Genomic DNA, 12734 nt, shown 5'->3' with positions numbered 1-12734 from the left:
AGAGTGGCCATAAGACCTGAATATAGAAATGTTATCGATAACATTTCTATATTATCATACCAGTTGTTTTCATCCTTATTTATGATAGTCCCGTCCTTCACAGAGAAAATTGTCAACCCGCGCAAAGGTGTTGATAATAGTTATCCGTGAGGTTTCCTCTAAGTGATATAAAGGTTACGGTTCTATAAACAAAAGATCAATCAATATTTAATTTGCCGTTAATTTATCTTTAAGAGGGTTAAAAGCCAGAGTGTTGATATTTCCCTGTTTTCGACCTTAATTTTAGTGTTAAAAACAGCCAGTCTAAGGTGGCTATGTTTTTCAGTCCGGTTTCAGTTTTTCCTTTTCGGGATCCCTACATATCACCAATTTCTCAAATGATAGGATTTGGGTTGTACAAATGCCCGTATTCCTTTAAATGACAATGTAGATCCGAGTCCGGAATTCTTTCTCCCCGACCAGGGAACATTGGGGCTTACCCTGTCGCAGCAATTCCAGTAGACCGTTCCGGTATCCATTTTTCTCAATAAGTTCAAGGCCCTTTGTTCGTCTGAAGAAAAGACCGCCGCCGTCAGTCCGTAAGGGGTGTCCTTCATAAGAGATACTGCCTCGTCATCAGATGCCACTTTTTGGATCCCTATTACAGGCCCAAAGGATTCTTCTGTCATCACCTTCATCCGGTGATCGCAGTTCACCAGCACTGTAGGCCGGAAATAGTATCCTTTTTCTTCCACGCTTTGTCCGCCCGCCTTTAAGAAGGCTCCTTTGTTTAAAGCATCAGCTACCTGGTCACTTAAAAACCCTAACTGCTGTTCGCGGGTAAGCGGTCCGATAAAAGTGTCGGGGTCGACCGGGTTCCCCACCTTATAAGCGTTAACTTCCTCTACAAAGGCGTCTATAAATTCGTCATAGATGCGTTCGGCAACATAAATGCGTTCTACGGCGCAGCAACTCTGTCCGTTATTGTAAAAAGCGCCTTCTGCAGCATTGATTGCCGCCTGTTTTATATCCGGCACATCGTCCGTAACATACAGCGGGTCCTTTCCGCCCAGTTCCAATTGAACGGGCACCAGCTTGTGGGCAACGGTTTCCGCAATGTGTTTTCCGGTGGCATAAGAGCCGGTAAAGAAATAACCGTCAAAGTCTTCTTCCAGCAGCAACTGCCCCAAACGGCCATCGCCGATCACACACTGGAATACATTTTCGGGAACACCGGCCCGGTGCAGGTATTTCTCAAACTGCTTTCCGGTCAGGACTGCGTATTCCGAAGGTTTGTACATCACTGAATTTCCCCCTGCCAGGGCATATAAAAACACATTATATCCTACATTGTACGGGAAGTTCCAGGCCGATATATTGACGATGACCCCAAGGGGTTCATAGGCAATTTTCTCCCGGGTATTCCCGGAATCCACCAGCACTTCCTCAGAAAGCCAGCGCTCAGCATACTTACACAGATGGTCTATCCTGTTATGTGCCCCTGTAATTTCGTTCAGGGACTGCTGTATGGGTTTGCCCGTTTCTTCGGTCAGTATGGCTGCAAGCTCGTTTTTATGCTGCTGTACCAGGGCTCCGAACTTTTCAATACATTCCAGGCGCTCCCCGACCGAAAGGGCCGACCAGCTTTTCTGCCCCTCTTTGAGGGCATTGAACTTGTTTTTCAACGTTTCCGCCGTATCTGCTTTCAATTCGATGATGATATCTCCTGTTGCCGGATTTTTTATCTTCATAAGTGTTATTTTGTATGTTGAAGAAAAGCCTCATATAATTTGTCTGCATCGATCAGCTCTTCCTTTATGGTATGGAAGAACTCCGGATGCCATTGTACACCCACAACCTTACCTGCCGGTTCCCCGGTATACCCGAAGGCTTCGATAAGGCCGTCCGCAGACAGGGCATAGACTTCCAGATCTTTTCCCAGTTCCTTGACCGCCTGATGGTGAACCGTGTTTACATACGGATCTGTTTCATCTTTATAAAGGTTTGCCAGATAGGTATCTTCTACGAAATTTATAGGATGCCTAACGGTATCGTACAGGTCTGCTGAGCGATGAGGGCCTATTTCGGGATTTTGTGTGGAGGTATCCTGGTACAGGCTACCTCCGAAATAGACATTCATCAATTGAAATCCCCTGCAAATGCCCAGTACGGGTTTTGAGTTTTTGATGGCAAAGTCCAGGATCTTTAGTTCGTACCGGTCCCTGTAAGCATCTCCCTTCCATTTCCCTATCGGCTTTTCTCCATAGGTTTCGGGAGCAATATCCGTACCTCCCTGCAATACAAACCCATCCATCTCCGACAGGATATTGTTCAGATAAAGGTCATCCACATCGGGAAGCAGAACCGGAAGCACCCCTTTCCTGGTCACATACCTCACCATATCATTTTCGAGGTAATTCAATGACTTCGGACCAAAGACGTTTCTTTCTTTGTCCGGGTACATAAAACAGGAAGTTATCCCTATTCTTATCATGATAAATCGTTATAATGCTTCTTTATAAAGCCGTTTAAAATCTTCCCTGCTAACTGGTTTTGGATTGGACGGATGGCAAAAATCGGCCTCCGCCAGGATGGACAATTCTTCTATATGGGGCTCTTTTACCCCTATTTCCGAAAGCCTGGAAGGCAAGCCCAACCTGTCATTCATCTCAAAAAGGTAATCCACTACCTTATCTCCTTTGCCTGCACCAATGCCCAGGGCATAGGCCATATTATCGAAATAAGCCTCAAAGCCTTCATAGTTAAACCGCATACCATAGGGCAGGTTCACTGCATTGGCAAGGCCGTGATGGGTATCCAACAGGCTGGAGAGCGGATGTGCAAGGCTGTGCACCACTCCCAGTCCCTTTTGAAATGCTATGGCTCCCATGAGCGATGCCAGCAACATTTTTGAGCGGGACTCTATATCCGGTTTTTTAGTAGCTTTTTCTATGGATTGGGCAATAAGGGACATCCCTTCCAGTGCTATACCATCGCACATGGGATGAAAACCTTTGGCGAGATAGGCCTCGAGGTTATGGGTCAGGGCATCCATTCCCGTTGCTGCCGTTACAAATGGAGGTAGCTCCATAGTCGGCAAAGGATCTACAAAAACTATTTTTGCCAATAGTTTGGGACTAAATAAGATCCGCTTTTTCTTAGAGTCATCTTCCGATATAATGGCACTTCTGCCTACTTCACTACCTGTTCCTGCCGTAGTGGGTATGGTAATAAAATGCGGGACCTCGCCGGTTACGTACTTATCACCTCCTATCAGGTCGTCATAATCAAAAAGGTCTCTGGTGTGGTTTACGCGGAGTACAATTGCCCGGGCTACATCCAGTGCCACACCGCCACCAATGCCAATAACGCAGTCCCGGCTGGTTTGGTGGTACATTTCCCCGCCTTTAATGACATCGGATTTCACCGGATTTTTATGCATCTCTTGAAACACCTCTACACTACACCCGCTTTGTTCCAGATTTTTTCTGATCTCAGCAAAAAAGTCGAGTTCTGCCACAAGCGGATCCGTTACCAGAAGTGGTTTTTTAAGTTGGTTTTCCTTCAGGTAGCCCGCCAATTCATCAAGGACTCCGGCCCCAAACCTAATGGGTGTAGGGAAATTAAAACTATATGTTTGGTTTATGTCTATCATTCAAATATGTTTAGGTTAAATTTTATCCGGAGTTTATCACGGATGGTAAATTCATTTTGAGTTATTGTATTTGCTTCTGAGATATATCAAATAATTTCAAAATATCTTTTCTTTTCCCAATCGGTTACTTCTGCAGAGAACTGCCGCCACTCCCATTCCCTGCTTCCGCAGAAATGATTTACAAAACTTTCGCCGAAAAGCTCTATGGCTACACTGGAGTCCTTCATTCGGTTAGCTGCTTCATATAAGTTGGCTGGCAATATGCCGTTGCTCACATCTTTATAGCCATTGCCAGTGGTTTTGGAGATGTCTAGTTTTAATTTGTGTTTTATGCCATACAAGCCACTGGCTAAACAGGCTGCCATGGCCAGATAAGGATTGACATCAGATCCTACCACGCGGTGTTCTATGCGGGTAGACTTTTCTGAGGCCGTTATAGCTCTTAAGGAAGTGGTCCTGTTATCTACACCCCAGGTAAGGGTGGTTGGTGCCCAGGCTCCTTCTACCAATCGTTTATAACTGTTTATGGTGGGCGCGAACATTGGTAATATTTTGGGCAGACAATACAATTGCCCGGCAATAAAACTTCGCATGATCTCACTCATATTGTCTTCGGAAGAAGCAGCGTAGAACACATTCTTTTTTCCATCCCAAAGGCTTTGATGTATGTGTCCGCCACACCCGGGTAATTCTTTAGAGGGTTTAGCCATAAAGCTGGCTATTATTCCATGCCGGTATGCAATTTCCTTTACGGCTGTTTTAAACAGCACAGCCCGGTCTGCAGATTCCAGGATGTCACTGTACAGAATAGCTGCTTCGGTCACCCCCGGCCCTGTTTCGGTATGTAAACCTTCTAAGGGGATCCCGAAACCTTCCAGCAAGTCGAAAAGGTCGTGAAAGAAATCGCTGTTCTCTGACATTTTTAAGATAGAATACCCGAACATTCCCTGCGTAATGGACTGTGGGCACTGAAATTCTTTATCGTGTAAGACCTTAGAAGTTTCCCGGTAATTAAACCACTCAAATTCCTGGGCGTACATGGGCAGATACCCCATGTTTTCAGCTTCACTTTTGATTTTTTTAAGCAAACTCCTCGGACAAACAGGCATATCTTTTGAGGTCTTAAAATCCCCGAGAAAAAAGGGTATGTCTCCTTCCCAGGGCACGGTCCTGTATGTATTTATATCTATTTGCGCGTCAAAATCGCCATAGCCGGTATGCCAACCAGTAACTTTTGAGTTGTCGTAAGCGCTGTCATTCATATCCCAGCCAAATACTACGGAACAGAATCCGAACCCGTTTTCCAAAGCAGAAATAAACTTGTCCCGATGCATGAGCTTACCTCTTAGCACTCCGTCTATATCGGCAATAGCAACCTTTAGCTTTTGATGTTTACTCTCTTTTAATTTTGATATTATTTCTCTTGTGTCCATAAAGTTGAGTATCTCATTTTTTTATTGAGGAACAGTAAAAAGTATAGGTATGACAGACTCACTATCCCCAAAAAAACAATGGCAATCACAGGATAGTGATATATCATAGAAATGAGGGCTACAACTGCTATGACCAGGGCCAAAGCCGGAAATAAAGGGAATAAAGGCACTTTGAAGGGGCGTTCCATGGCAGGTTCCTTTTTGCGAAGAGCAAAGAAGGAGAACATGGAAACTATATACAAACACAGTGCCCCGAAACACGCAATAGCGATGATCTCCCCTGTTTTACCTGTAAACAGGGCTATGATGCCTACGACCATATTTGCAATCAACGCATTGGCAGGAGTCCTGAATTTTGAATGTACTTTTCCAAGTACCTGCGGGGCATAGCCCACTCTCCCGAATTCAAAAGTGGCTCTTCCGCCTGCCAGTATAATTCCGTGAAAAGATGCTACCAAGCCCAGCAGGCCAATACCTATCAACAATTTGTACAGTATATGGCTTTCATTAATAATTTTAGATAAAGCCAAAGGCAACGGGGAATCTGAGGTCACTGCACTCCCTTCAGGATATACTATGGCTTCCCACCCTGCCACTCCTACGGCCGACACAAAAGTGAGGACACACAACACTACCAGGGTTATGATGGCAGAACCAAAGCCAATAAGCACACTGCGTTGGGGGTTTATGGCTTCTTCGGCCACATTGGCCACCCCTTCAATGGCCAAAAAGAACCAGATAGCGAAAGGAATGGCTGCAAAAATTCCCGAAAAACCGTTGGGCATAGGGTTCAATTGCAGGTTTTCAAACTTAAATTCAGGTAAAGCTACCCCGGCAAAGATCAGCAGTTCTATAATGGCCAAAATGGTAATAACCAATTCAAAAGAAGCAGCCAGTTTTACTCCAAGTATGTTTATCCCTGTAAAAATAAGATATGCACCGATGGCAAATACCATCAGGTCTACTGAAGGGTATAATAAATTTAAATAAGCTCCGATGGCAGCGGCAATAGCAGGCGGTGCAAAAACAAATTCAATATTCTGTGCAATCCCGGCCACAAAGCCAAGGTGCCTTCCAAGCCCCCTGTTCGCATATTCAAAAGCCCCGCCTGCCTTGGGTATGGCACAGGCCATCTCCGTGTAGCTGAAGGTAAAGGTGCAATACATAATAATGATAAAGAACGTTGCTATAGCCAGGCCATAGGTACCGCCTTCCGCCAACCCCAGGTTCCACCCGAAATACATTCCGGAAATCACATAACCTACACCGAGCCCCCATAACATCAAAGGATTAAGTGCTTTATTTAATTGTACTCCACTCATTTTCCATTCTTTTACCAGTGGTACATATCATTTTGTTTACCTCATAATCCATAGCATTCCTTTATCAGAAATGAAAACAAACTGTTAAATCCGTATAAAACTACTGTAAATTTTATTTATACAACCAATTATTGTTAATTTTTTTTTATTTTTGAAAGATAAATCTATAATAAATGATCTATAAAGAAATTTTATTCTATTTTTTTTTGTTAAATTCTTGTTTTTAGATCAAAACAACTATTATATGAAACTCGATGAAAAGGACCTGAAAATACTGGCACTTTTACAGGAAGATGCCAACATAAGCAATAAAGAGCTCGCCGCAGCCACCAACCTTACGGTCACCCCGGTTTACGAGCGTATTAAGAAACTGCATGCCATGTCCTTGCTCAAGAAAAAAGTGTTTTTACTGGACCGGAAAAAACTGGGGCTGAATGTTATGGTGTTGGTTTTTGTGAATATCGAAAAACATTCTGAAGAAGGAGCTCTTAACTTTATGAACGAAATCAAAAAATTCGCTGAAGTTGTGGAATGCCTGCACATTACCGGGGCTTTTGATTTTCAGCTTAAAGTATATGCCAGGGACATAGATCATTTTCACGAATTCCATTTTAAGAAACTGGCCTCTATAAAAAATGTCCGCCATATGGAAAGTCACTTTGTAATGAAAGAAGTGATCAATACTACTAGCTTTCCTTTGTTTACGAATTGAGCCTGCATATTACCCCCCCCTGTGTCCCCCTTGAAATGATCCATCGTCATAAACTGCACATGGAATATCTTTTGCCTTGAAAAAAATAAATAATTTTGTCCCCTGTCAATCCGGAATAATTATCCCAATACCATTGCATTATGGACAAAAGAGAGAAAATACTGAATGCCGCCATGGAACTTATTATCCGCCAGGGGTTGCAACACACCCCCATGTCGCATATAGCAGACCGCGCCGGGGTGGGTATGGGAAGCGTTTACAAGCGTTTTAAGAATAAGGAAGATATTGTTAACGGTATTTACGTAAAGATCAAGACGGAAGAAGCAGCCATGATCTTTGTCAATTATGACGAACGCAACAGCGTGCCCGACACTTTTAACGATATCTACGGACGGATGATCGACTATTTCCTGAGCCATCCCCTGAAATTCAATTTTATAAGCCAGTATGCCTTTTCGCCGGTCATTGAAAAGAAAACCCAGGTACAAGCCATGTCCCGGTTTCACCGCTTTGACGAAATGTATGCCCGGGGACTGGAACAGGGGCTCTTCAAGGACCTTGCTCCGCAGCACCTCACCTATTTTGTTTTCGGATCGGTCTGTTACTGGCTGAAATGCGCCTCGGAATTACAGATCGATGTAGACCATAAAATGAGAAATCAATTTCTGAAAATGGCCTGGGATTCAATTAAAAAGTAGGGGAAATCCCTGTTAACTTTTTTTTAACAAACACTGAGCGAATATTCAGTCTGAACCTTATAATTTTGGTTGTGTATCTAATTAAAAAACGATAATCATGGCTAAAATTTCCCTTCAGAACAAGGTAACCGTAGTAGCCGGCGGGGCCAAAAACCTCGGTGGACTTATCAGCAGATCTTTTGCCAAAGAAGGATCTGACATTTTCATCCATTATAACAGCGATGCTACAAAAGCAACCGCAGAAGAAACCAAAAAAGAAGTTGAGGCCCTGGGGCGCAAAGCTGTGCTCTTCCAGGCCGACCTCACCAAACCGGACAATGTAGCCGAACTTTTTAAAGTAGCCAAAGAGGAGTTTGGCCGGGTGGACATAGCCGTTAACACTGTGGGAATGGTCCTCCGTAAACCGATCGTGGAAACCACCGAAGAGGAATACGATTTAATGTTCGGCATTAACTCCAAGGCTGCATATTTCTTTATCAAGGAAGCGGGGAAAAACCTGGAAAAAGACGGTAAGATCATTACTGTCGTTACCTCATTGCTCGCCGCTTTTACCGACGGGTATTCCACTTACGCAGGAGGCAAGGCTCCCGTAGAACACTTTACCCGTGCCGCGGCCAAGGAATTTGGCCCCAGGGGTATTTCCGTCACCGCTATCGGCCCCGGCCCCATGGACACTCCGTTCTTTTACGGCCAGGAAACCCCGGAGCGGGTGGAATTTCACAAATCCCAGGCTATGAACGGCTTTCTGACCGTTATTGACGATATCGTTCCCATCGTTAAGTTCCTCGCCACAGACGGCTGGTGGATCACAGGGCAGACCATCTTTGCCAACGGAGGGTATACTACGAGATAATCCATTTTTTCAAAAACGAGGCTATCTTCTATGTTAAAAACCCAGCCTCGTTTTTCTTCTTGTGAATGCCTTTCGATAAATCTTTCGTATATTGAATATCTAAACCTGTTAACACCAAAGAGCCTCAGTTCAGTCAAAAGGATCAAATGTATGATAACCACTCTGAAGATCATTAATTCCATACTTATACTCATAGCCGTGACTATGGGGCTCAAACAGGGATGGGCCATGTTCTCAGGATCCCGGAAAATGATAGAGATGTTCAGTAAATGGGATTTTTCCGTAACAGGGTTAAAGGTCCTCGGAGTACTGACCCTCTGCAGCGCCCTGATGATCCTGTTCTCAAAAACCTTTGTGTACGGTAACGTGTTAATGGCATCTACCATACTTCTCATCATAGGCTTTCACCTCAACGAAGGAAATCTCAAAGGGGTGCTCATTGAGCTTCCCTTTTTCCTCTTAAACCTCATCATTATATATCTCAAATACCCCCTGCCTTTTAAAAATGCATCATAACGAAAGGATTATCCTTATCTTTATGTTGTGTTTTATCAACCATAACGACACAAATAGAAATAAAAAATCAATATTGTATAAATTATGGATACAAGCGAACTTACCAATGAAATCGTAAAAAATGCTTTTGACGCCTTACAGGAAGGGGATAACGCAACCTGGTCGTCTTTATTTACTCCCGATGCCGAACTGTACGACGACGGCAGCCCCAGGGACCTCAAGGCCTTTAACAACACCGCCATAGGTCATGAACGTTTTACCTCCATAGACAAGGTGGAGAACGACGGAAAGGATATCTACGGCCAGTTCCATTCCGACCAGTGGGGAGACTTTAAGGTTTATTTTAAATTTCATATCGATCATACAGGGAAAATACATCGCCTGGATATCGGACAGGCAGGGTGACAGATTCAAAATTCAAGGTTTAAGGTTGTACTCGGTACCTGGGCCCTTCGACTTTAGTTTACGATATTGTGAAAACAGAAGAGGCCATTGCATTTATACAGCCCGCAGGTGAGACACTGAGATCGTCAGGAAACTGGGCCGACCTGGGGTGTGGAACGGGAATATTTTCCATGGCCCTGTCGCATTACCTTCCGGAAGACAGCATTGTTTATGCGGTAGACAGGACTAACTACTTTCACCAGGATTCCGAAAAAGTGCGGTTTATAAAAGCCGATTTTGTAAAAGACCCTCTGCCCCTGAAAGCACTCGACGGTATATTGATGGCCAATGCCCTGCACTACGTGAAAGACCAGCTCTCCTTTTTAAAGAAACTGAGCACCTATATAAAACCCGGGGCGAAGTTCATTGTCATAGAATACGACAAAACCGTTCCGATACCCGCATGGGTACCCTACCCGGTAAGTTTTGCCCGGCTTACGGATATATTTCAGTCCCTGGGCTATACTTCCGTGGAAAAGATCGGTGAAAAGGCCTCCATTTACGGGAACGATATGATCTATGCTGCTCTGATAGCACCCTGAAACCTATGAAGAACAACTATTTAGGCATTCTCAGACGAAGAAAATACGAGTTTTTACTCGCAGCCTTACTACTGCACCTCTATATCGGTGTTTTTTTCAGTAATATTGAATTTTACGCACATGTAGTATGGCCGATAAACATGCTGTTGCTGGGCATCTTCAGCCTGGGGGTCTTTTCCTGTAAGAACCGTATACGCCTGCTTTTGCGGAATATTCTGTTTGTCCTGGTCGTCGCGGTTCCCGTGGCATCCTCCTTTATGAAACCGGACGCACTGTTTATGCAGGTGGTGAGTGTGGTCCACATTGCTTTTTATACAATGATCTTTATCGAGATATTGCGGTATCTCGTTAAACCGGGCCATGTGAACCTCGATATTGTTTCGGCATCGGCCTGCGGGTACCTGTTACTTATCGAGATCGGTATCTTTACCATGCAACTGATATACTACTCCATCCCGGACTCGTTTACAGGTATCGACCCCCGGAATTTTATAACCATTTACCTGGACCTGGTCTATTTTTGCAATATCACACTTACTACCATAGGATACGGGGACATTACCCCGGCCAATCACTTTTCCAAGCTGGCCACGGCCATGTTAGGGCTGGCAGGACAGTTTTATACCGTGGTCCTTATCGGGATCATGATCAGTAAATACACTTCTTTACAAAACAGCAAATAATCAAATCCGAATACGATGCACACCGGAAGCCATTACCGACTCAAAGAATTTTTACACTGGACACAACACTCCATTTTCCTCCTGTTCGTCATTGCCTTTGTCCCTACCTTCCTCTACGAGGTGGTAGGATGGAAATGGCTGGGTATTCCCTGGGTCCCGATAGCCCTGATAGGTACGGCTGCAGCTTTTATCGCGGGGTTCAGGAACAATGCCACCTATGACCGCATGTGGGAAGCCCGGAAGATATGGGGCTCCATCATTAACAGCAGCCGCACCTGGGGAATTATGGTCAGGGACTACATCAGAGCCGATGAGCCCGAGACGGAAAAAGAAATACACCGGGCCCTGATCTACCGCCATATCGCCTGGCTTACGGCCCTCCGTTTTCAACTTCGTACCCCCAAGAACTGGGAAAATATCCACACCAAAAAGTACAACCGGAAATATCTCAAAAGATATACGGTCCCCGAATGGGAAACCGACCTGGCCGAAGAGCTGAAGCCCTTTCTGTCCGAAAAAGAACGACAACACATCCTGAGCAAAAAAAACCGGGCCACACAACTCATCGCCCTGCAATCCGGTCACCTGAAAGCACTCAACGGCAACGGGAAACTCGATACGTTATGCCTCGTGGAAATGGAAAACGTACTGAACGACTTTTACGTCTTCCAGGGTCAGGGCGAACGTATCAAGAATTTTCCCTATCCCCGGCAATTTGCCAGTATTAACTTATTTTTTATACGTTTGCTGGTATGGATGCTCCCTTTCGGTATGCTCAATGAATTTGACAAACTGGGAGCGTACTGGGTATGGCTCACCGTACCGTTCAGCATAGTGGTAGGATGGGTTTTCACCTCTCTCGAACAGGTAGGGGAAAGTACGGAAAACCCTTTTGAAGGTAGTGCCAACGATATTCCGATGGCCGCCCTGAGCCGGACCATTGAAATAGACCTCAGGGATATGCTGGACGAAACCGACCTGCCCCCGGCGGCACAACCGGTAAATAATATTTTAATGTAATGATCCGGTCGTCCGGGGATTGAGTAGAGATTGGTTGAGATTGACGGAGATTGAAAACAGAACCTGGAAAAAACTAAAATCAACCATTATCAAACACCCTTAAACCGGGAATCCGCAACTCTAAACCTTGAACAGCTCAAAGAATACAAATAGCTTAAATCATAATTACATGGAACTGACAAAAGTATTTGAGAACAACGAAAAGTGGATCGCCCGCAAACTGGAAGCGGACCCGGACTACTTTAAGAACCTGTCCAAAGGGCAGAGCCCCGAGATCCTGTACATCGGGTGTTCTGACAGCAGAGTTACTGCGGAGGACCTTATGGGTGCCCAGCCGGGAGAGGTTTTTGTGCACCGGAATATTGCCAATATGGTGACCAGTATAGACCTCAATGTGATGTCTGTACTCAATTATGCCGTAAACCACCTGAAAGTAAAACATGTAGTGGTTTGCGGACATTATTTCTGCGGTGGGGTAAAAGCAGCCATGCAGGCCGAAGATCTCGGTATACTCAACCCCTGGCTCCGGAATATCAGGGACGTATATCGCCTGCACGAAAAAGAACTGAACGCCATTGCAGATGAAACCGAAAGATATAACCGCCTTGTGGAACTCAATGTACAGGAGCAATGCATAAACCTCATCAAAACAGCAGCGGTACAAAAGGCCTATAAAGAAAGAGGGCTGAAGGTCCACGGCTGGGTATTTGATATTCACAGCGGAAAACTGATCGACCTGAAGATCGATTTTGACAGCCTCCTGAAAGACATCATGCAAATCTATAACCTGTCTTCCTGAAAGGTTAAAAGCTTGAAGGAGATTGATCTAAAACCTTTCAATCTCCTTCAAGCTTTTAACCTTTTGGCATGTATTAAA

The 12734-nt window shown here is 44.7% G+C and carries 14 protein-coding genes; 9 read left to right on the top strand and 5 right to left on the bottom strand.

Features of this window, described 5'->3' with window-relative positions; all coding sequences use genetic code 11:
* Window positions 1-362 precede the first annotated feature (362 nt).
* The 5 genes from KN811_RS14030 to eat all read right to left on the bottom strand — a co-directional run bounded on the left by KN811_RS14030 (window position 363) and on the right by eat (window position 6389).
* A complete protein-coding gene (locus KN811_RS14030; RefSeq protein WP_187966483.1) occupies window positions 363-1730 on the bottom strand; it encodes an aldehyde dehydrogenase family protein in 1368 nt (455 codons plus the stop codon).
* A gap of 5 nt (window positions 1731-1735) precedes the next feature.
* A complete protein-coding gene (locus KN811_RS14025; protein WP_187966482.1) occupies window positions 1736-2473 on the bottom strand; it encodes a gamma-glutamyl-gamma-aminobutyrate hydrolase family protein in 738 nt (245 codons plus the stop codon).
* Between the two features lie 9 nt (window positions 2474-2482).
* Window positions 2483-3634: an iron-containing alcohol dehydrogenase gene (locus tag KN811_RS14020; protein WP_216334860.1), complete on the bottom strand. Its 1152-nt coding sequence runs from the start codon at window positions 3632-3634 to the stop codon at window positions 2483-2485.
* 86 nt (window positions 3635-3720) lie between these two features.
* Window positions 3721-5067 (bottom strand): glutamine synthetase family protein, encoded by a 1347-nt coding sequence (locus KN811_RS14015; protein ID WP_187966481.1) that lies wholly within the window; start codon window positions 5065-5067, stop codon window positions 3721-3723.
* Window positions 5049-6389 (bottom strand): ethanolamine permease, encoded by a 1341-nt coding sequence (eat, locus tag KN811_RS14010; protein ID WP_187966480.1) that lies wholly within the window; start codon window positions 6387-6389, stop codon window positions 5049-5051. Before eat ends, KN811_RS14015 begins: the two co-directional genes overlap by 19 nt.
* Window positions 6390-6633: 244 nt before the next feature.
* Here eat and KN811_RS14005 point away from each other — a divergent pair, with 244 nt between their 5' ends.
* The 9 genes from KN811_RS14005 to KN811_RS13965 all read left to right on the top strand — a co-directional run bounded on the left by KN811_RS14005 (window position 6634) and on the right by KN811_RS13965 (window position 12656).
* Window positions 6634-7101, top strand: coding sequence for an Lrp/AsnC family transcriptional regulator (locus KN811_RS14005; RefSeq protein ID WP_187966479.1), 468 nt, complete (start codon window positions 6634-6636; stop codon window positions 7099-7101).
* Window positions 7102-7241: 140 nt separating this feature from the next.
* On the top strand, window positions 7242-7799 hold the full coding sequence (locus KN811_RS14000) for a TetR/AcrR family transcriptional regulator (protein ID WP_187966478.1): 558 nt from the start codon (window positions 7242-7244) through the stop codon (window positions 7797-7799).
* Window positions 7800-7896: 97 nt separating this feature from the next.
* Window positions 7897-8652: an SDR family oxidoreductase gene (locus tag KN811_RS13995; protein WP_187966477.1), complete on the top strand. Its 756-nt coding sequence runs from the start codon at window positions 7897-7899 to the stop codon at window positions 8650-8652.
* A gap of 150 nt (window positions 8653-8802) precedes the next feature.
* Complete coding sequence (locus tag KN811_RS13990) at window positions 8803-9168, top strand: DoxX family protein (protein WP_187966476.1); 366 nt, start codon at window positions 8803-8805, stop codon at window positions 9166-9168.
* Between the two features lie 84 nt (window positions 9169-9252).
* Window positions 9253-9573: a nuclear transport factor 2-like protein gene (locus tag KN811_RS13985; protein WP_187966475.1), complete on the top strand. Its 321-nt coding sequence runs from the start codon at window positions 9253-9255 to the stop codon at window positions 9571-9573.
* A 68-nt stretch (window positions 9574-9641) separates the two neighbouring features.
* Window positions 9642-10154, top strand: coding sequence for a methyltransferase domain-containing protein (locus KN811_RS13980; RefSeq protein ID WP_187966474.1), 513 nt, complete (start codon window positions 9642-9644; stop codon window positions 10152-10154).
* Between the two features lie 5 nt (window positions 10155-10159).
* On the top strand, window positions 10160-10837 hold the full coding sequence (locus KN811_RS13975) for a potassium channel family protein (protein ID WP_187966473.1): 678 nt from the start codon (window positions 10160-10162) through the stop codon (window positions 10835-10837).
* 15 nt (window positions 10838-10852) lie between these two features.
* Complete coding sequence (locus KN811_RS13970; RefSeq protein ID WP_187966472.1) at window positions 10853-11857, top strand: bestrophin family protein; 1005 nt, start codon at window positions 10853-10855, stop codon at window positions 11855-11857.
* Window positions 11858-12026: 169 nt separating this feature from the next.
* Window positions 12027-12656, top strand: a complete 630-nt coding sequence (locus KN811_RS13965; RefSeq protein ID WP_187966471.1) for a carbonic anhydrase — start codon at window positions 12027-12029, stop codon at window positions 12654-12656.
* The last annotated feature ends 78 nt before the right edge of the window (window positions 12657-12734 follow it).

Origin of the sequence: Sinomicrobium weinanense, assembly GCF_018863395.1 — a bacterium.
Lineage (GTDB): Bacteria > Bacteroidota > Bacteroidia > Flavobacteriales > Flavobacteriaceae > Sinomicrobium > Sinomicrobium weinanense.
Note: the sequence above shows the minus strand (reverse complement) of the source record. Positions and strands in the feature narration are given on the sequence as shown.

What these genes read in the sequence shown, in the direction of transcription:
- KN811_RS14030 (WP_187966483.1), bottom strand. Translation starts at nt 1,730, where the DNA reads ATGAAGATAAAAAATCCGGCAACAGGAGATATCATCATCGAATTGAAA.
- KN811_RS14025 (WP_187966482.1), bottom strand. Translation starts at nt 2,473, where the DNA reads ATGATAAGAATAGGGATAACTTCCTGTTTTATGTACCCGGACAAAGAA.
- KN811_RS14020 (WP_216334860.1), bottom strand. Translation starts at nt 3,634, where the DNA reads ATGATAGACATAAACCAAACATATAGTTTTAATTTCCCTACACCCATT.
- KN811_RS14015 (WP_187966481.1), bottom strand. Translation starts at nt 5,067, where the DNA reads ATGGACACAAGAGAAATAATATCAAAATTAAAAGAGAGTAAACATCAA.
- eat (WP_187966480.1), bottom strand. Translation starts at nt 6,389, where the DNA reads ATGAGTGGAGTACAATTAAATAAAGCACTTAATCCTTTGATGTTATGG.
- KN811_RS14005 (WP_187966479.1), top strand. Translation starts at nt 6,634, where the DNA reads ATGAAACTCGATGAAAAGGACCTGAAAATACTGGCACTTTTACAGGAA.
- KN811_RS14000 (WP_187966478.1), top strand. Translation starts at nt 7,242, where the DNA reads ATGGACAAAAGAGAGAAAATACTGAATGCCGCCATGGAACTTATTATC.
- KN811_RS13995 (WP_187966477.1), top strand. Translation starts at nt 7,897, where the DNA reads ATGGCTAAAATTTCCCTTCAGAACAAGGTAACCGTAGTAGCCGGCGGG.
- KN811_RS13990 (WP_187966476.1), top strand. Translation starts at nt 8,803, where the DNA reads ATGATAACCACTCTGAAGATCATTAATTCCATACTTATACTCATAGCC.
- KN811_RS13985 (WP_187966475.1), top strand. Translation starts at nt 9,253, where the DNA reads ATGGATACAAGCGAACTTACCAATGAAATCGTAAAAAATGCTTTTGAC.
- KN811_RS13975 (WP_187966473.1), top strand. Translation starts at nt 10,160, where the DNA reads ATGAAGAACAACTATTTAGGCATTCTCAGACGAAGAAAATACGAGTTT.
- KN811_RS13970 (WP_187966472.1), top strand. Translation starts at nt 10,853, where the DNA reads ATGCACACCGGAAGCCATTACCGACTCAAAGAATTTTTACACTGGACA.
- KN811_RS13965 (WP_187966471.1), top strand. Translation starts at nt 12,027, where the DNA reads ATGGAACTGACAAAAGTATTTGAGAACAACGAAAAGTGGATCGCCCGC.